This window comes from Chengkuizengella marina (assembly GCF_009910845.1).
Taxonomy (GTDB): domain Bacteria; phylum Bacillota; class Bacilli; order Paenibacillales; family KCTC-33759; genus Chengkuizengella; species Chengkuizengella marina.
On record NZ_SIJB01000012.1, the window covers coordinates 90,131 to 108,391 of the forward strand.

An 18,261-nucleotide genomic window follows, 5' to 3' on the forward strand; every position below is an offset into this window, starting at 1 on the left:
ACCTTAAAGAAGCCAGTTGCTTGTTTTTAATAAAAACAACCATGGGCTTCTTTAAGGTTTGGTTCATTTGTTGTTTTTTTTAATTCTTAATATTAGGAATTATTTAGAGTTTCCAGGTTTTAATATACAGCATAATTCTTCTGATAAAATATGATTAACTTCTTCCATGTTGATTTCATAGTAACTCCAAGTTCCTTTTGTTTCTTTTATAATTATGTTAGCATCTAAAAGAATTTTTAAATGATAGGATAGTTTTGACTGCGGCATTCCAACGATAGGGATCAAATCACATACACAAGTTGAGCCTTGTTTAGTAAGAATGTTCATGATTTGTAATCTTTTTTTATCTGCTAAGGCTTTAAATTTTTTCTCATATTTTTCAAAAGACTTTTCTAATCCATGGTCTATTAAAGGAATTTCTTTTAACATGTTTATTCACCTCTTAAATCAATTATAATTGATGAACTAAAAAATAAAAAGGGGCCGCACCAAAATATGAATCCATCATTTTCTGTGGGTCTACATTTTTCTGATGGATAGGGTATGGCCATGCATTCATTTGGAAATGCTGTGAATTAATGAGGTGATCTATACATGAGTTTCTTTATCAAGAGGAGTATTATTGTATTAAGCGGGATATTTATGATTTTCCTATTAGTCTATATTTATGAAAATAAAAACTTAACAGTAAATAGTTTAAATGAAACAGAAGCTATCACTATTGAAATTTTGAATAAGGAAGGAGAGAACGTTGGTAAAGGGTTTTTAAAAGAGGATAGGTCTGGAGTCAAATTACAATTAAACGTACATAGTCTAACAGCAGGGGAGCACGGATTTCATGTACATGAAGTTGGTGAATGCAAAAACCCTGATTTTATAACTGCTGGTGGACATTTTAATCCAATGGATAAGCAGCATGGTTTTCAAAACCCATCAGGCCATCATTCTGGAGATTTGGAGAATATAATTGTTAACCTAGATGGTAATGTGAATACGGAAGTTGTATTGAGTAATGTCACCCTTAAAGAAGGGGAAGAACATTCTTTACTTGATCATGATGGTTCTTCCATTGTTATTCATCAGCTCAAGGATGATTACTTAACTGACCCTTCGGGAAATTCTGGACCTAGAATTGCATGTGGAGAAATAAACAAATAATAATCACAATCCTTCTTTCTAAGGTTTAAAAAAGAAGCAGTTCATTCTGCTTCGTATTCAGTGGTATAGGAAGTATTTCCACAGCATCTTTATAAGTCATCTATTTCTTCTTCGAGACCTTATTGATGAGTTTTTATTATATAACCAGAGTGCGTACTCCAGTGGTCTAACTATAGCATTCGTATACGTTTTTTCTTCACCAATTTTTAAAAAAACCTTTCTCGCAGGTTTAGGATTCACTTCCAAAAGCCATATTTTCCCTGAACGATCAACGGCAATATCCAGAGCAAGCTCACATAGTTCATAATTTTGAGACTCTAATTCATTTACAACTGCATAACTCATTAGCTCCATATTTTGTTTAATAGTTTTAACCTGTTGCTCTTTAAACCAAGATTTTAATAATCGATCGGCAGTAACAGCAGAACCTCCGCCATGAAGATTTGAAGTAACACTTCCTTTAGCCCCTATTCTTCCAGCACAACCAGTAACAACCCATTCACCTATATAGTTTTTTTGAATTAATAATCGATAATCATGCACACGTCCACTATCTAATTTGATATCAATACCTTGTTGTGCCATGTATTGTTTTTTTGTACTTAAGTTTTTACATAATCCAAGAAGTTGAGATTTATTAAGAAGTTGTTTAGGAATGATTTTACGATTATGCTTTCTTCCTTGAATTAAATATTTATGGTCTTTTGTTTTTTGTATTTTGAGAATCCCCGTTCCTCCTGTACCATTAATCGGTTTAAAAAATGTTTCCTTAGAACCATTTACAAATTGTAATAAATCATCTAGTTTAGTTATTAATCTGCTGTCAGGTAAAAACTCCTTTACGACATTGTTATCAGATAATTTATTGTGTACAATCCATTTATTGGATAGTGGTCGATTCAAATAAATAATATAGGGATTATTTTCTCTAAATCTTTTAAGCTGTTTAAATCGAGATGTGGCTTGATATCTACATCTATCAAAAATAATATTAGGGAAATCAGTCCATTTTCTAATCCATTTTGACTTTGTTTTATTATAAAAGTAGGCATAAATCTTTTTGTTTTTCTCATCTACATTCTCTGGTGAAAAGAGAAATATTTTCATTCCCATTTTTTCACCTTGTACCATGAGTTTTTTTAAATAACTTCTTTCATCAAATTGTTTTTTTGAATTTATATATAAAGCCATAACACCTAGGACGGGTTTTGTTGTCAATTTCTCTCCCTCCTCTTTGGTTTATGTGTACTTTTTTGATTGTTCATTAAAAATTGACTATATTTTATGATATTCGTAAGAGACTGGTTTCTAATGTGGGGTTCATCAAACTTCATAGGTCTAGAGTTTGCCTCAAAAAACCATATCCTTCCTTTTTCATCTATTCCTAGATCCATGGACATTTCTCCTAATGGATATGAGGATGCGCTTTCTATTTGATTACAAATTTTTAAAGTTACTTTTCTTACCTTTTCCAATAATTCATCTGCTTTTTCTTTTCCAAAATATTGAGTTAACAAAATATTAGGCTCATCAATTTTTCCGCCTCTCGGTACATGTGTTGTGATGCTCTTTGCACCTGCTACTCTAGCACCAATACCTGCTATATTCCAAAATCCACTTCCATCTTTTTGAATAAGTACACGTAAGTCAAAAGGGTTATCATAATTTTTTGCTAGCTGAATACCTTGTTGAACAATGTATTTTCCAGGTCCTGTATTTTTTTTGATCATTTTATGCAAAGCCTGAATGGTTTTGAATTGATAGGTACCTATTGATTTCTTTCTTTGGATTTTCAATTCATACGGAAGTTCTCCCTCATCTATCATTGTTCTAATTCTCATTATGCCACTTCCAGCTTTACCCTTTACAGGTTTAATATATAGCGTGTCAAATTGCTTTAACAAAGTATTTACTTCTTGCCAACCTTTTAATCTTTGTGTTATAGGAACATAATTTTTTGTTTTATTTGATTTTTTTAACCATTGAAATAAACTCCACTTGTTAAAAAAAAACGGATTAAATAAATGAACGTTTTGATTTTTTAAACATCTTAAAATTAAACGTCTTGTTTTTGGAAGTGCTTCGTATTTGCGGTAAGAAATCCGATTATATAAAACTTTAGGTAAAGGGATTTTTATTCTTCTCCATCTGTTATAGATACCATCATATTGATATCCAAATATTTGTTGTTGATTTAATTTTAAATCTGCAGTTGTAACGACATATACATTTTGATTATTTTGCTGACCTTTTGTAATAATATCAATAAAATTTTGTTTATTTCCGAGGAAATCGTTGTTTTTATTAGGTAATGTTAATATACCAATGATAGGTGCTGCTTCTACTACTTTGCTTTTCACTTTTTTGGTTGTTTTCCTTTTTGCTTCTTTCATTGTTATAAATTCCTTCCTGTAGTTCGCTGTTTGCTTAAATAGACACAGTAATCAAAAATATATTTAAGTTGACTTGAACTACGTGCTTTTAACGAAGGATGTTTAAAAATAGAACGACCAGGGATAGAATTGGCTTCAAACATCCAAACTCTACCATCTTTATCAATTCCAATATCAAATCCTAGTTCACCTATTAAATGTGGATGTTTACGTTCAATCGTGTTTGCTAAACGAGTAGTTACACGTTTTGCCTCTTCGTAAATTTCACTGCTGCGAGAGCCTTTAAATACTTGTTTAAGTGTATCTAATGTTTCCATGACTTGCCCACCCGATTTAACATGAGTCGTAACACTTCCTCGTCCTGCTTTTTTTGCAGCAATTCCGGCAACAGCCCAATCATTATTTCCATCTTTATTTAGATGGAAGCGAAAATCTATAGGGCGATTATCAATTTCAATTAATCGAATTCCTTGTTGCAATATATAATCTTTAAAACTTTTTCTTTTAAAAAATTTCATTAGACTTGAAAAACTTGAAAAGCGTAACAATTGATTTTTTTTGTTTTTTCTAAACCTTACAAAATATCCATTGCTGGGATGGTAAGTGATTCTGAATATACCAATACCCAAACTTCCTTTTGTTGGCTTTAGGTATATAAATCGATGTTTATCCAGCATGTTTTTGATATCTTGAGAAGAAGGGTTGATCGTTGTTTCTGGAACATGCTGTTGGCCCTCTATTGTACCTTGCAATAGGTGATATATATCCCACTTATCAAAAAAATCCCAGTTGAATATAGGTATATCATGCTTTTTGAAACGATCTCTTAAAGTTTGCATTGATTGTGATTTTTGCACCACTCTGCTAGTTAATCGATTATAGACTACGTCAGGTAAAGGAACAGTTTTCTTTTTCCATCGATTATGGGAGTCGATAAAAAACGCTGTGACTGTTTCATCCTTCCAATTCACGTCAGATAGGGTAAATGCAAAATAAAATGCTTGTTTAGAACCTATTTTTAAATATTGTTTTGCTGCATAGGATCTATCACCAAATGGCATTTGCATTGTTCGATTAGGAGCATGGCATAAAATTCCGATTAATGGTCCAAGCTTTATTTCATCTTGTTTATTTTGGATAACATAGCTCTGCCCTTTTCTAGGTAGTTGAATTGCATTCCGAATAGAGTTAGGAATATATAAATGCTTTCCTCTTCTTTTTATTCTTTTAATATGAATGTTTACTTTTTTTTCACCCAGTCTTAATTTCATTGGCCTGTGTCTGTCTAACCTTAAACTGTGCATCAAAGCATTAGACACATAAATGGTATTATCTTTTTTATCTGTAAAATGAATCATACTTGTTGTCACACTCATTAATTACCCTCCTAGTTGTCGGTAAAGCAAATAGTTTGCATAATATATTGGAAGCTGAATCGATCTATTTTTTAAATTTTTATCTTTTAAATGATTAAATATGGATCTGCCAGGTTTTGAATTGGCTTCAAGTAACCAGACTTTCGCTAATGAATCAACACCTAAATCAATCCCAAGTTCACTTAAACGTCCAAAGTGAGTTTCCAATACGGCTGGCAGTTGTTCTACAATTTTATGGATACTGTTCATGATTTGCACCGTTTTTGTTTCTCCAAATTCATTTATAAGAAAGGGACGGACTTCCCTAACAAAACCACCACCATGAAGATTGGATGTTAGACTGCCTGGTTGACCACATCTTACAGCCATTCCAGTAAACTGCCAATGACCACTTCCGTTTTTCTGCACTAATGCTCTAATATCAAATGAAGTATCTGATTTTGTTTTTAATTGTAAATATTGTTGAATAACATATTTTCGTTTTTGAATGAATTGTTGTATGCTATTTGCCAGAGAAGTATATTTTTCGTAAGTAACATCAAGCGGTACATTGTTTTTATCACGGCCTCTAATGACGTAATCATTATGATTATTTTTTTTAATATGAAGTATCGCTTTTCCATGACTTCCATTGATAGGTTTTAGAATAAATTCATTTTGGCTATCTAACCATTGTTTTATAGTTCCTGTGTTTTTATATAATTCTGTTTTTGGTAAAACATTTTTTATATAAGGTTTGGATTTTAGTACATCATATACACTCCATTTATCCATTAATCTATTTCCTAAAAATTGAACCTTTTTGTTATTTTTAATCATCAATAATTGTTTACGATATAGTAAAAATTGCTCTTGGCTATCTATGAAACAACGATCATAAATGAGGGTAGGTATAGGGAAAGTTTTTGTGATCCACTTTTTATTTTTATATACAACTCCCGTTAGTTGATTTTTTTCCCATTGAATTTGATGAAGTGCAAAAATTAACACTGTGATTTTAAGTTTTAAACCAAATACACATAATCGTTTATAGAAATTTTGACTACCGTCGGAAAGAGCTGTATTCAAATCACTGACCATGATACCCAAACTATTGAAGTTCATTTTTTTCACCTCATTCAAAAGTTAAATAACGTGCATATTGAATGATTTTTTTTACAGAAGGTCGGATCTTATTTTCATTCAGTGAAGTATGATCACTTTTTGAGGGTTTTGAATTGACTTCAATCATCCATACCTTCCCATGCACATCAATGGATAAATCAACACCCAGTTCAGCAAAATGATTTGGAATCTGTTCTTCTAATCCTTCAACAATTTTTAAAGCTGAATGGTTGAGTCTATGGATCGTGTTTCTCACTTCATGTTTTGGTAAGTTAGATTTCAATAAAGCTTCTTTAACTGAACTTAGAGTCCCACCTCGAGCTAAGTTGGAGACAAAATGGTTATTGCTTGCGATACGTCCTACGATGGAAGTAATCTCCCATTCTCCATTTATATTTTTTTGTACTAATGCACGAAAATCTATGGGACGATGGTTCACTTTTATTAAAGAAATTCCTTGTTGAATTTGGTATTTCTTCGATTTTAATTTTCCAGATATTTTTGCATATACTTTTTTCAAATTACTAAACTTCTCTGAATGTGATCCATTTACACTTGCAAAATGGCACAGATAAGCGCCGTTAGACTGCCTTGTGATTCGGATGATACCTCTTCCTAAACTACCTTGTGATGGTTTCAAAAAAACTGTAGTATACTTGCTGCACATCATTTTCAACATGGAATAGTTTTTTAACAAATAAGACTCTGGTAAATATTTTTGTAGGTTTTTACTTTTAGATAAAGCATCATAAACTTCTGTCTTATCTAAAAATTTTTCATTAAATATTTGAGTATGATATTTGGATTTTACTTCTTTCATAAAATGTTGTACGCTTGATTTGTTCTCTTGTTTACGTGTGCTTAAGCGATTATAAATGGTATTTGGAATGGGTAAAATTCTCTTACTCCAACCGCCGTAATATGTCCATCCATCGATTTTGTTAGAATCAACGTGAATATCTTTGGGAGTAAAAAAACAAACAAACGCGCCTTGAAGTTTACTAGCATCAGAAAGTTCCTGACAAAAAATTGTATTTGATCCAAATGGTTTTGAATGAGACTGTTTTGTGCGATGGCTAAGTAAAACACCTATAAAAGGACCTATGGTAAGTGTAGAAGAACTGTACTGGATTCTTAATTTAGATTTATGATGCAGACCTAACTGTCTAGCTAGGTGTTCATTGATAATTAACGCATTGGTACGTTTTGACGGTAGGACTTTTACATATAAATTTTTTGACCCAAATTTAAGATTAATTGGTTGGTTTGCTGGTATCTTTCCTTTTTTCATCAAAGATTCACTAAGCAAAATTAAATATTGGTCATGAAACAATGAAGTTTTATTTTGTATATAAATTGTGATAATTTTATCAATCATGATCAATCCCCTTCTAAAACACTAATGATTCGTTACAGGAATATAAGTTATCATATGAGGACATAAAACCCTTGGTGATTGAATGTAGTTAGGTTTATGCTGAAATGTAGAAAATTGGGGGGAATATCTATGAATACACTAGTGTTGTTACTTGTAAGTATTATTGTTGGAGCCTGTATCGGTGGATTAACAAATTTCTTAGCGATAAAAATGTTGTTTTATCCACGAAAAGCAGTATATCTGTTCAAGAGAAAAATTCCCTTCACTCCTGGGTTGATCCCCAAAAGAAAAGATGAAATAGCAGCATCACTTGGTAGAGTAGTTGGTGATTACCTTGTGACCCCAGAAGGTTTGAGTGGATTAGTAAGTAGTGAGGAGTTTAAAAGAAAAGCAGAAAAAAAGTGTAATCAATGGTTTGATGATTTGTTGGAGCAAGAGATACACTTGGAGGATATTGCGCTGCGTTTCTGGACTAAAGAGCAGGTGGAAGAGTGGAAGGGAAAAAGTATAGAATGGACATATTCTTTAACGAATAAAGGAATAGAATGGTTATGGATAGAGAAAAATTGGTCTTCAAAGTCACTTGTTGATATTATTCCGAATTGGAATGATGAGCAAAAGGAGAATTGGGCACAAACTGCTGCAGATTATATATTGTATGAAATTGGAAAGGAGCTTCAAACGGAGCGAGGAGAAAGGATTCTGAAAAATTTAACAGGTCAGTTAATGGAACAAGCAGGTGGATTGATGGGGACTTTAGCAGGATTGTTTATGGACGAACAAAAAATAACATCAAAGATAAGAACAGTAGTATTGGAACAGCTTGATTCCCCAACAATAAACAATTCATTATATCAGTTTCTTTATCATAAAATTAGCGACTTGGAGAAGAAAAATCTATCAGAGTGGATTGATCAATTTTCACAACATGAAGATCAATTAAGCTGGTTAACTGAAAAAACGAATGCGCTTTTAAAATGGGAGAAATGGTTGAACAGGTTAATGGAAAAACCGTTAAAACCTTTATTACAAAGTAATAAACAATGGATCTTAAAGCAAATTCCGGTTATGTTGAATTTTTTGTTGAATCAACTTAGTAAAAATGTAGAACAGATTGTTGAAGCAATTGAGCTGCCTTATTTAGTACAATCAGAGGTTGAGAAATTTCCAATAGAACGAGTAGAAGAAATTGTTTTAAGTGTTTCTGGAAAAGAATTTAGGGCAATTACATGGTTAGGTGCTGTATTAGGAGGAATAATTGGATTAGTACAATTTGTATTGATCATATCTTATTATTAGTCTGATATTTTAGAGGAGAGATGAATGAGATGAATATTTATGATAAAGCTCATGAATTAGCAAAAGCGTTAAAAGAAAGTGATGAAGTAAAACAATTAAATGAAGCTAGAGTAGAAATTGATAAAAACGAGGAAGCAAGTAAGATGCTGCAAGATTTTACAAATATTCAGAATGAATTACAACAAAAAATGATGTCTGGTGAACAGCCTTCTGAAGAAGAAATGGAAAAAATTCAAAAAATGTATGAAGTACTGCAACTAAATCCACTTTTATCTAAATTATTTGAAACAGAACAACGTATAAGTGTAATTGTTCAAGATGTTCACAAAATTATTAATGAACCGTTACAAGGATCAACTTCATAATCTAGTTGTTCCAAGTTATAGAAATAACATTTTAATATCGGGTCTATTTAACCCATTCTTTCATAAAATTTAATATAGGGTTGTACGAATTTGAAGGAGCTGGTTAGATTGAAAGGGATCAAACCGATATTTAGTTTGAGTTTAGCCGTAGGATTATTAATTTTTGCGATTCCTAGGCTAGAGGTAGGTCAAGGTTGGACTTTACCAACGATTTTTGCAGTAGTTTGGATTGGAATGGTACTGCTAATTATAGCTGCGCATTTGCATGAAGTGTTAGGGGTAGACGAGGAAACAAAAAAAGAGATGAGAAGAGTAAAACAATATCAACGTTGGAAAAGAGAACAGTTGGTTTACGGAAATAAAAGAAAAATGATGAGATGATATATAAAAAAGTTTTTTGATGCTTGGATACAAAGCAATGTGAAATGGAAATCTCTTATTCTGTTGAATGGAATAAGAGATTTTTTATGGATTTACTCTTTAGTTAGGATCACTTAAGAAAAGATGACCAATGGGAGATTTTTATATATACTATATGTAAAGCATCTTTTTAGTTAAATATATCCTAAAAATGAATTGATTTTGAGGTGTGATGATTATTGAAAAATGTAGAAAATTCAAATAAAACAAAACATGAACAAATTTTAGAACATATAGAGAGTTTAGAAATTGGTGCAAAAATTTCCGTTAGACAAATCGCAAAAAGTTTAGAAGTCAGTGAAGGAACGGCATACCGAGCTATAAAAGATGCTGAGATTCAAGGCTTAGTAAGTACAAGAGAAAGAATAGGCACCATAAGAATTGAAAAGAAGAACCGAATGAACATTGATCAACTTACCTTTGCTGATGTTGTAAGTATTGTTGATGGAAGTGTATTGGGGGGTGCCCAAGGATTGGATAAGCCCCTGAATAAATTTGTAATTGGTGCCATGAAATTGGAAGCCATGATGAGATATGTTGATCCAGACAGCTTATTAATTGTGGGAAATAGAGATCAAGTACATAAGATTGCTTTGGAACACGGTGCAGGCGTGTTGATTACTGGGGGATTTGATGCCAAAAGTGATGTAAAGAAGCTAGCAGATCAAAAGGAACTACCTTTAATTTCTTCTAGTTATGATTCATTTACGGTAGCTTCTATGATTAATCGAGCGATTTATGATCGATTAATCAAAAAGAAAATCATGTTAGTTGAAGATATGATCTATGTAAAAAAATCAGATGTTTATGTTTTGAAAAGTAATCATACAGTGAAGGACATGCAAGAAATTGCTGAAAAATCTGGACATAGCAGATTCCCAATTGTGGATGAGTGGAATCGTGTAACAGGAATGATCACTTCTAAAGATATGATTGGTGCTCAAAGAAATCAAACCTTAGATAAATATATGACTAGGAATCCTATTACTGTAAATCTTCAAACCTCTATCACTTCTGCTGCCCATATGATGGTTTGGGAAGGAATAGAACTATTACCAGTAGTGGATCACCATCGAAAATTACTTGGAGTAATAAGTAGGAAAGATGTTTTACATGCGTTGCAGCATCTTCAAAAACAACCTCAAATGGGAGAAACCTTTGAAAATCTCATATGGTCGGGATTTGAACAAGTACGCAACAATAAAGGGGAATTAGAGCTTCATGGTGAAATTACCCCTCAGATGACAAGTCAACTAGGTACCGTATCTGAAGGAGTACTTACCACTTTGATGACAAAATCAGCCTATCAGGTCATCAGTGATGTTAAAAAAGGAGATTATGTATTAGATAATATCTCTACTTATTTTGTAAGACCTTTGCAAATTGATAGTCATATAAAAATATGTCCTGGAATTATAGAAGTCAGTCGAAAATTTGCAAAAGTGGAAGTACAGATTTTTCACGAAGTGGACTTAATCTGTAAAGCGATGTTAACGGCACAAATTATTGATTCGTAAACTTCATAATGTGTACATGATTTCGGATGCCACCATATATATTAGCTAAACCTAACAACAAGAATACAATACCTACAATGATACGAGGCCAAGTGAACTCAAATAGAAATAGCTGTATACATGAAATAGTTAATAACGTAACTCCTATACTCATGTTCATACGTGATCTCATTAGTCCTTGTTGTTTGGCATCCTTTGTACGCCTTGCCTTCATACTGAAATAAAAGGAAAGCCATGCTGATACTAATACAATAATGTAGGGTAAGTAATTGAGAAAATTCATTTGTTCATCTCCATCTTCTATTACTAACTTTTTTTACTATATGACAACTATTGTATCAAAAAAAGCAGGTACAACTCAATTTATAACTATCCTTGACTTATCTTATGAATCTGGATTAAATTCTTCAACCGTGATCCAAAAGGTAACTTCGCCGTAAACAACGAACATATATTGTATTTCAACAACATAATCCCTTTCATGAACATTAATGTAAGTTTTTCTACCATACAATTGTTTAACATAATCAGGGTCTTTATAAATGATCGAAACTTGCTTCCCTTTTAATACTTTTAGATCGTCACTTACTTCATTTTTTATATCATTTTTTATAAGATCATCTAGTGGTTCTTTATCTTTATCCTCTTGAATTTTAATGATAATGGAATGAATAACTGTATTTGAATCTTTATACTTTTCTAAACCTTCAATTTTTGACAGTAAATCTTTATTTTCTTGACGGATCGTCTCGTTGATTTTAAACATCTCTTGCATATTGTGTTGGTATATAATCATGTAAACAGCAGCTCCAATGATCATACCGGATACGATGAGAGCAATGGCTTGCATATACTTTAAAAATCTTGTGATCGATGGAACTCTCAAGAGGAATTTCCTCCATTGCTTAACCAAAGCATCAGAGTTGTACCTGATTGAGCACCTATAAAGGCACTAATAATTTGCAATATTTGTTTAATTGCAGGTGAAAGATGACCGTCCACGACGTTACTTTCTATCAGACGAAGTGGATCAATGGTTCCTCCTATAGCCACAACAACTGCCCATATTTTCACGTTTTTTGCAACTTCTTGCATTGTAAAAGATGGTGGCTGCAACGTAAGTGTAGCAGCTATTCCAGCTAATAAACTAGCACCAAGTACAACCCCAAAAGCAATCATATAATCTGTAATCATTTTAGTTAATAAATTCCCCATTGTGATACTTCCTTTCTATTAAACAGGAAAGAAAAACTTTCCATTTAATTTAAGTTGAAACAATACAAGCCCTCTATATTAATGTATGGGGTGAGTTTAATGAATTATGCTAAAATAGAGTAAAGAAGATTTACAAAATGTTAGACATTTTTTTATGACAAATCACATACCGATCTTTTTTCGAACATATGTTTTATCTGAAGGGCTTTTTTATGGTAAAATGAAGTTAAATAACTAGCTTTGAGATGATTATAAGGAGCGGTAGGAGAAATGGAAAGCTTTACTCATCTTCACGTACATAGTGAATATAGTTTATTGGATGGAGCAGCTCGAATCGATCAATTAACGAAAAAAGCTTCTGATTTATCCATGAGTGCACTTGCATTAACTGATCATGGCGTGATGTATGGAGCTCTCCCTTTTTATAAATCGTGTCTAAAAAACAATATAAAACCCATCATTGGTTGTGAGGTATATTTCACGGCTGAATCTTTGCATGAAAAAAAATCTAGAAAAGAGAGTCCGATATATCATCTAATATTGTTATGCAAAAATGAAAAAGGTTATAAAAACTTAATGAAAATTTGTTCGATCGCACATCTCAAAGGACATCACTATAAACCTAGAATTGATGAGCGATATTTAAAACAACATGCAGAGGGACTCATATGTTTAAGCGCTTGTTTAGGAGGAGAAGTTTCTCAACATTTACTTCATGAAGAGTGGGATATAGCTAAAAAGGCAGCCAAACGTTATCAAAGTATATTTGGAGACGATTTTTATTTAGAGCTGCAGGACCATGGTATTTATGAACAGAAAAAAGTGATGAATAACATGATCAAACTAAGTCGTGAAACCGGAATACAATTAGTAGCAACAAATGATGTCCATTATATTCAACAAGAGGACTATTCTGTACAGGATGTTTTAATTTGTATCGGCACTGGTAAAACGATAGAGGATTCACATAGAATGAAGTTTCAAACAGATCAACTGTATTTAAAAAGTCAATCTGAGATGAATGATTTATTTTCATTTGTACCTGAAGCAATTCGTAATACAAAAATTATTGAAGACAAATGTAATCTGCAGCTATCATTAGGAACGTCTATTTTACCCCAATATGCACCAATACCAGAGGAATTTAACTCACATACTTATTTGAAAGAGCTTTGTGAAAAAGGTTTACTAAAAAGATATAGAGCCTTACAAGAGTGGCAGGATTTATCGTTTCAGACAGAAGTGAGGGAAAGACTAGATTACGAACTTCGTGTCATTCAAAATATGGGGTATTCGGATTATTTTTTAATCGTTTGGGACTTTATTCGTTTTGCACATGAAAAAAACATTATGACTGGACCAGGAAGAGGATCTTCAGCTGGTAGTTTAGTCGCCTATGTATTAAATATAACGGACGTCGATCCGATACGTTACCAACTCCTATTTGAAAGGTTTTTAAATCCTGAAAGAATTTCTATGCCAGATATTGATATTGATTTTAGTGATGAGAGACGAGAAGAAGTGATTGATTATGTTGTACAAAAATATGGGTCAGAACATGTAGCCCAAATTATCACTTTTGGTACAATGGCAGCAAAAGCCGCTGTAAGAGATGTTGGAAGAGTGCTAAACTTTCCATATCAGGAAGTGGATAAAACAGCAAAAATGATTCCGAATCAGCTTGGCATTACCATTGATAAAGCCATTTCTTATAATCCTGATCTAAAAAGTACTTATGAAAAAAACGAGAAAATTTATGAACTTTTAAATATGGCATCTAAAGTAGAAGGTTTTCCTAGACATGCTTCTACTCATGCAGCGGGTGTTGTTATATCTAAAGAACCTTTAACAAATTACGTTCCTCTGCAAGAAGGAACAGATCAAATTCCATTAACTCAATATCCTATGGAGCAGTTAGAATCTATTGGACTTCTAAAGATGGATTTTTTAGGTCTTCGCACACTATCTATTATTGAAAGAACACTGGATTGGATCAAACAACAGGCTGATGTAGAAATAGATTTACAAAAAATAAATGTAAATGATGCAACAACATATGAGATGTTAAGCAAAGGGGAAACTACAGGAATCTTTCAATTAGAATCCTCTGGTGTACGTCGTGTCCTAAAAGAGTTAAAGCCTTCAGAATTTGAGGATATTATTTCCGTGTTAGCCTTATATCGACCTGGGCCAATGGAGTTTATTCCCAAATATATTCAGGGTAAACATAAGCAAATTGAAGTGGAATACCCTCACTCCTCTCTCAAATCCATATTATCTGACACATATGGCATTATCGTGTATCAAGAGCAAATTATGCAAATTGCATCAAAGATGGCAGGATTTAGTTTGGGTGAGGCAGATCTTCTTAGACGAGCTGTATCTAAAAAGAAAAGAGAAGAGTTAAATAAACAACGTGAGGCTTTCGTAACAGGAAGTATAAATGAAGGGTATCCAGAAACAGATGCAAATAAAGTCTATGATATGATCGTTCGTTTTGCGGATTATGGATTCCCAAGAGCTCATGCAACTGCTTATGGTGTATTAGCATTTCAAACGGCTTATTTAAAGGCACATTATCCAGTACAGTTTATGTCTGCTATGTTAACTTCCGTGATTGGAAATCAAGGGAAATTAGCCGAATATATTGATGAATGCAGAAGAATGAATATCAAAGTATTACCGCCAGATGTAAATGAAAGTGATATTTTGTTTACACCAGTTACTAACCTAAACTTCAATGATCAATGGAAAGGTGCTATTCGATTCGGTTTGGCTGCCATTAAAAATGTTGGAACAACAGCAATGAAATCTATCATCAAGGAAAGACAAATTTCGCCATTTGAAAACTTGTTGGATTTTTGTCAAAAAGTGGACTCTAAAGCATGTAATACAAGAGTTGTTGAATCGCTTATATTAAGTGGAGCTTTTGACTTGCTTCCTGGTCATCGTGCCCAATTGCTAGCTATGTTGGATGAAACGATGGATGCAGCTGTGAAATGGAAAAAGGAAAGAGAGGATTTACAAATCCATCTATTTGGACTAACGGAGGAAATGAACTGGACAATAGATTATCCAGATGTTTTAGCCTTTACAGAAATACAAAGGTTAGAACAAGAAAAAGAAATGTTGGGTTTATTCGTTTCTGGCCATCCCCTTGATGCATACCAAGATGAAATTGCCAAATTAACTATAAATGAAATCCATCTATTGGGGGAGATGAAGGAAAATACCGTTGTTCGAGTAGTAGGTATGATTTCATCATTTAGAATGATTTTAACAAAGAAAGGTCAGCAAATGGCTTTTATGGAAATAGAAGATCGTGTTGCTAAAATTGAAGCCGTTATTTTTCCCGAAACATGGAAAATATATGGGAAAAACATCGAAAAAGGGAAAATTGTATATCTTGATGGAAAACTACAACATCAAGATGAATCAGTAAAGCTATTGGCACAGCGTGTTGTTCCCATTGATGAAATCAACAAAGAAATTGTTGTTAAAGAAAGTTCTATACAAAAGCATGCTGAGAAAAAGGAAAAAAGTAAACTGAATAATAAACAGCAAGTATACATTAAGATCATGGAAATGAATCAAAGTGTTGAAAAACTAGTGAGATTAAAAAAATTGCTGAAAAAACATTCAGGGTCTCTTGAGGTCATATTATTTTATGAACAACCCCATAAGATTGTAGCATTAAATGAATCATACAATATAAAACCTTCACAAGATCTTTTTACATCTATAGAAGCAATATTAGGGAAAGGAACAGTAAAAGTAAGATAATTGGGTATCATAAAACAAATCACTTATTGATCACTTTTCATCACTTTACAATTCGTAAAATCTAGGATAAGCTTTGTTATGGGGAAGGATAAGGTTTATCAAGAAACTTTAATCTATAACTTACAAACAAATTCAGGAGGTTCTTCATTCATGTGGACAGTAATTTATATTGCACCCACTGAAAAAATGGCTGAGCGATTAAAGGATAACCTGACAACCGAAGGTTTTTTTGTAAAAATAAAATCAAGCGGATTATCCAAAAATCAATTTGAAATATTGGTCCCTGAGGGAGAAGTGGAAGAAGTACAAGAGGTACTAAGTACCCTGCTTCATACATAACCAAGCTGCAATACATACATGTTAGTTTAACCTTATAAAAATGAAGCGTGTAAAAATAAAACGCCTTGTGAGGTGTAATAGTGTTTAAAGATCTATTTAATAAAAAAAGAAAATATGCAACAATCCCTTCTGAAAACTCTAAGCGAGACAATATTCCAGAAGGATTGATGAACAAGTGTCCAAAATGTGGAACTATTCAATTTAATAAAGAGTTAGAAAAAAATTTAAAAGTTTGTTCAGGTTGTGGTTATCATTTTAGATTAAATGCCCAAGAAAGATTTCAAATCACATTAGATGATGGAAGAATATTTGAATTTGACAGTGATATGATTTCTGAAGATCCATTAGATTTTCCAGGATATAAAGAAAAGATAGCAAAACATCAGGATAAAACTGGTTTTAAAGATTCCATCATCACAGGAGAAGGAACCATTGGAGGTTTTCCTGTGGTAGTGGCAGGGATGAGCTTTGAATTTTTTGGCGGAAGCATGGGATCTGTTGTTGGTGAAAAAGTAACTAGAGCGATTGAAACTGCAATGAATAAAAACTATCCACTGCTTATTTTTTCTACATCTGGTGGTGCTAGGATGGAAGAAAGTATTTTAAGTCTAATGCAAATGGCCAAAACAAGCGCAGCAATCCAAAAATTTAGTGATCAAGGTGGATTGTATATTTCCATTATTACAGATCCAACTTTTGGAGGCGTTCCTGCGAGCTTTGCGATGTTAGGAGATTACATTATCGCAGAACCAGGTGCTGCTTTTGGATTTACTGGTAGAAGAGTGATCGAGCAGACGATTAGGCAAAAATTACCAGAAACCTTTCAAACAGCTGAATTTAATTTAAAACATGGACAGCTGGACAAAGTTGTGCCACGTGATCAAATGAGAAACACGTTAATTAAATTATTGGATTTACATTTAACAAAGGAGGAAAACGAATATGGCGAATGAACTGCCATTTGAAAAACCTCTTATAGAATTACGTGAAAAAATTAATGAGATACGTAAATTTGGTATTGAAAAAGAAATTGATATATCAGAAGAAATCAATCGCCTTGAACAAAGATATACGGACTTGGAGGAAGAGATTTTTTCTAATTTAACAGTCTCTCAAAAGATACTAATAGCAAGGCATCCTTTGCGTCCTACCACTTTAGATTATGTTCAACACATATTTGATGATTTTATAGAATTGCATGGTGATCGTACGTATGGGGATGATTTAGCGATTGTTGGTGGAATTGCTAAGTTGAATGGACAACCAGTTACTATTGTTGGTCATCAGAAAGGAAAAGACACTAAGGATAATATAGCACGTAATTTTGGAATGCCTCACCCTGAAGGATTCCGTAAAGGATTGCGTTTAATGAAACAAGCAAATAAATTTAAAAGACCCATTATTACATTTATTGATACCCCTGGTGCTTATCCAGGTGGTGCTGCAGAAGAAAGAGGTCAGGCAGAAGCTATAGCTAAGAATTTATTGGAAATGGCTGGTTTTGAAGTACCTATAATTTGTATTGTTATTGGTGAAGGTGGTAGTGGTGGAGCTCTGGCATTAGGTGTGGGAAATAGAGTGCTTATGTTAGAAAACGCCATTTATTCAGTGAGCAGCCCTGAAGCTGCTGCTTCTATCCTTTACAAAGATGCTTCCAAGTCTCTTCTTGCAGCAGAGTCCATGAGAATAACAGCAAATCATATTCATAACTTTGGAGTAGCTGATGATATCATTCCTGAACCAAAAGGGGGAGCTCATAAGGACGTTAAATACCAAGCTGAGATGATAAAAGAAACCATATTGAAACATCTACTACAACTTAATGGGTTGGATGAATTTGAGATAAAAGAAGATAGATACAACAAATTTAGGAAAATAGGGAGTTTTACTGTGCCTGAGGAAGTATATTAGTTT

Annotated in this window: 18 protein-coding genes; 9 read left to right on the forward strand and 9 right to left on the reverse strand. The window is 33.0% G+C overall.

Annotation, left to right across the window (positions count from 1 at the left end):
- Positions 1 to 99 precede the first annotated feature (99 nt).
- On the reverse strand, positions 100 to 429 hold the full coding sequence (locus ERL59_RS04780; protein ID WP_160645044.1) for an ArsR/SmtB family transcription factor: 330 nt from the start codon (positions 427 to 429) through the stop codon (positions 100 to 102).
- Between the two features lie 165 nt (positions 430 to 594).
- Here ERL59_RS04780 and ERL59_RS04785 point away from each other — a divergent pair, with 165 nt between their 5' ends.
- Positions 595 to 1,158, forward strand: a complete 564-nt coding sequence (locus ERL59_RS04785; protein WP_235929796.1) for a superoxide dismutase family protein — start codon at positions 595 to 597, stop codon at positions 1,156 to 1,158.
- Positions 1,159 to 1,254: 96 nt separating this feature from the next.
- On the opposite strand, the gene ERL59_RS04790 is transcribed toward ERL59_RS04785, so the two are convergent.
- From ERL59_RS04790 to ERL59_RS04810, 5 genes are read right to left on the reverse strand one after another with little or no spacing between them, the layout of a single operon-like run.
- Entirely contained in the window at positions 1,255 to 2,376 is a 1,122-nt protein-coding gene (locus ERL59_RS04790; protein ID WP_160645045.1) for a YheC/YheD family endospore coat-associated protein, read from the reverse strand.
- A complete protein-coding gene (locus ERL59_RS04795) occupies positions 2,373 to 3,551 on the reverse strand; it encodes a YheC/YheD family endospore coat-associated protein (protein ID WP_160645046.1) in 1,179 nt (392 codons plus the stop codon). The genes ERL59_RS04790 and ERL59_RS04795 overlap by 4 nt, the downstream gene beginning before the upstream one ends.
- Before the next feature lie 2 nt (positions 3,552 to 3,553).
- Positions 3,554 to 4,927, reverse strand: coding sequence for a YheC/YheD family endospore coat-associated protein (locus tag ERL59_RS04800; RefSeq protein ID WP_160645047.1), 1,374 nt, complete (start codon positions 4,925 to 4,927; stop codon positions 3,554 to 3,556).
- 3 nt (positions 4,928 to 4,930) lie between these two features.
- Entirely contained in the window at positions 4,931 to 6,031 is a 1,101-nt protein-coding gene (locus ERL59_RS04805; protein WP_160645048.1) for a YheC/YheD family endospore coat-associated protein, read from the reverse strand.
- A gap of 10 nt (positions 6,032 to 6,041) precedes the next feature.
- On the reverse strand, positions 6,042 to 7,409 hold the full coding sequence (locus tag ERL59_RS04810) for a YheC/YheD family endospore coat-associated protein (protein WP_160645049.1): 1,368 nt from the start codon (positions 7,407 to 7,409) through the stop codon (positions 6,042 to 6,044).
- A gap of 129 nt (positions 7,410 to 7,538) precedes the next feature.
- On the opposite strand from ERL59_RS04810, the gene ERL59_RS04815 reads away from it, so the two are divergent.
- The 4 genes from ERL59_RS04815 to ERL59_RS04830 all read left to right on the forward strand — a co-directional run bounded on the left by ERL59_RS04815 (position 7,539) and on the right by ERL59_RS04830 (position 11,010).
- The gene (locus tag ERL59_RS04815; RefSeq protein WP_160645050.1) at positions 7,539 to 8,708 is read left to right on the forward strand and encodes a DUF445 family protein; all 1,170 of its coding nucleotides are present in this window, start codon (positions 7,539 to 7,541) and stop codon (positions 8,706 to 8,708) included.
- Between the two features lie 29 nt (positions 8,709 to 8,737).
- Entirely contained in the window at positions 8,738 to 9,073 is a 336-nt protein-coding gene (locus ERL59_RS04820; RefSeq protein ID WP_160645051.1) for a YlbF family regulator, read from the forward strand.
- A gap of 108 nt (positions 9,074 to 9,181) precedes the next feature.
- Positions 9,182 to 9,454, forward strand: coding sequence for a hypothetical protein (locus tag ERL59_RS04825; protein WP_160645052.1), 273 nt, complete (start codon positions 9,182 to 9,184; stop codon positions 9,452 to 9,454).
- Between the two features lie 218 nt (positions 9,455 to 9,672).
- A complete protein-coding gene (locus ERL59_RS04830) occupies positions 9,673 to 11,010 on the forward strand; it encodes a DRTGG domain-containing protein (RefSeq protein WP_160645053.1) in 1,338 nt (445 codons plus the stop codon).
- On the opposite strand, the gene ERL59_RS04835 is transcribed toward ERL59_RS04830, so the two are convergent.
- The 3 genes from ERL59_RS04835 to ERL59_RS04845 form a co-directional block, all read right to left on the reverse strand.
- A complete protein-coding gene (locus ERL59_RS04835; RefSeq protein WP_160645054.1) occupies positions 10,997 to 11,293 on the reverse strand; it encodes a YtpI family protein in 297 nt (98 codons plus the stop codon). The genes ERL59_RS04830 and ERL59_RS04835 overlap by 14 nt on opposite strands.
- Before the next feature lie 102 nt (positions 11,294 to 11,395).
- The gene (locus ERL59_RS04840) at positions 11,396 to 11,896 is read right to left on the reverse strand and encodes a hypothetical protein (RefSeq protein WP_160645055.1); all 501 of its coding nucleotides are present in this window, start codon (positions 11,894 to 11,896) and stop codon (positions 11,396 to 11,398) included.
- Positions 11,893 to 12,225: a YtrH family sporulation protein gene (locus ERL59_RS04845; RefSeq protein WP_160645056.1), complete on the reverse strand. Its 333-nt coding sequence runs from the start codon at positions 12,223 to 12,225 to the stop codon at positions 11,893 to 11,895. Before ERL59_RS04845 ends, ERL59_RS04840 begins: the two co-directional genes overlap by 4 nt.
- 270 nt (positions 12,226 to 12,495) lie before the next feature.
- On the opposite strand from ERL59_RS04845, the gene ERL59_RS04850 reads away from it, so the two are divergent.
- The 4 genes from ERL59_RS04850 (at position 12,496) to accA (ending at position 18,258) form a co-directional block, all read left to right on the forward strand.
- Positions 12,496 to 16,008: a DNA polymerase III subunit alpha gene (locus ERL59_RS04850; RefSeq protein ID WP_160645057.1), complete on the forward strand. Its 3,513-nt coding sequence runs from the start codon at positions 12,496 to 12,498 to the stop codon at positions 16,006 to 16,008.
- 150 nt (positions 16,009 to 16,158) lie between these two features.
- Positions 16,159 to 16,347 (forward strand): glutamate decarboxylase, encoded by a 189-nt coding sequence (locus ERL59_RS04855; RefSeq protein ID WP_160645058.1) that lies wholly within the window; start codon positions 16,159 to 16,161, stop codon positions 16,345 to 16,347.
- Between the two features lie 80 nt (positions 16,348 to 16,427).
- Complete coding sequence (accD, locus tag ERL59_RS04860) at positions 16,428 to 17,300, forward strand: acetyl-CoA carboxylase, carboxyltransferase subunit beta (RefSeq protein ID WP_160645059.1); 873 nt, start codon at positions 16,428 to 16,430, stop codon at positions 17,298 to 17,300.
- Positions 17,290 to 18,258: an acetyl-CoA carboxylase carboxyl transferase subunit alpha gene (accA, locus tag ERL59_RS04865; protein ID WP_160645060.1), complete on the forward strand. Its 969-nt coding sequence runs from the start codon at positions 17,290 to 17,292 to the stop codon at positions 18,256 to 18,258. Before accD ends, accA begins: the two co-directional genes overlap by 11 nt.
- Positions 18,259 to 18,261 lie beyond the last annotated feature (3 nt).

Bases quoted from the DNA above. Each gene is read 5' to 3' on its own strand.
- ERL59_RS04780 (WP_160645044.1), bottom strand. From the start codon at position 429: ATGTTAAAAGAAATTCCTTTAATAGACCATGGATTAGAAAAGTCTTTT.
- ERL59_RS04785 (WP_235929796.1), top strand. From the start codon at position 595: ATGAGTTTCTTTATCAAGAGGAGTATTATTGTATTAAGCGGGATATTT.
- ERL59_RS04795 (WP_160645046.1), bottom strand. From the start codon at position 3,551: ATGAAAGAAGCAAAAAGGAAAACAACCAAAAAAGTGAAAAGCAAAGTA.
- ERL59_RS04800 (WP_160645047.1), bottom strand. From the start codon at position 4,927: ATGAGTGTGACAACAAGTATGATTCATTTTACAGATAAAAAAGATAAT.
- ERL59_RS04805 (WP_160645048.1), bottom strand. From the start codon at position 6,031: ATGAACTTCAATAGTTTGGGTATCATGGTCAGTGATTTGAATACAGCT.
- ERL59_RS04810 (WP_160645049.1), bottom strand. From the start codon at position 7,409: ATGATTGATAAAATTATCACAATTTATATACAAAATAAAACTTCATTG.
- ERL59_RS04815 (WP_160645050.1), top strand. From the start codon at position 7,539: ATGAATACACTAGTGTTGTTACTTGTAAGTATTATTGTTGGAGCCTGT.
- ERL59_RS04820 (WP_160645051.1), top strand. From the start codon at position 8,738: ATGAATATTTATGATAAAGCTCATGAATTAGCAAAAGCGTTAAAAGAA.
- ERL59_RS04835 (WP_160645054.1), bottom strand. From the start codon at position 11,293: ATGAATTTTCTCAATTACTTACCCTACATTATTGTATTAGTATCAGCA.
- ERL59_RS04845 (WP_160645056.1), bottom strand. From the start codon at position 12,225: ATGGGGAATTTATTAACTAAAATGATTACAGATTATATGATTGCTTTT.
- ERL59_RS04850 (WP_160645057.1), top strand. From the start codon at position 12,496: ATGGAAAGCTTTACTCATCTTCACGTACATAGTGAATATAGTTTATTG.
- ERL59_RS04855 (WP_160645058.1), top strand. From the start codon at position 16,159: ATGTGGACAGTAATTTATATTGCACCCACTGAAAAAATGGCTGAGCGA.
- accA (WP_160645060.1), top strand. From the start codon at position 17,290: ATGGCGAATGAACTGCCATTTGAAAAACCTCTTATAGAATTACGTGAA.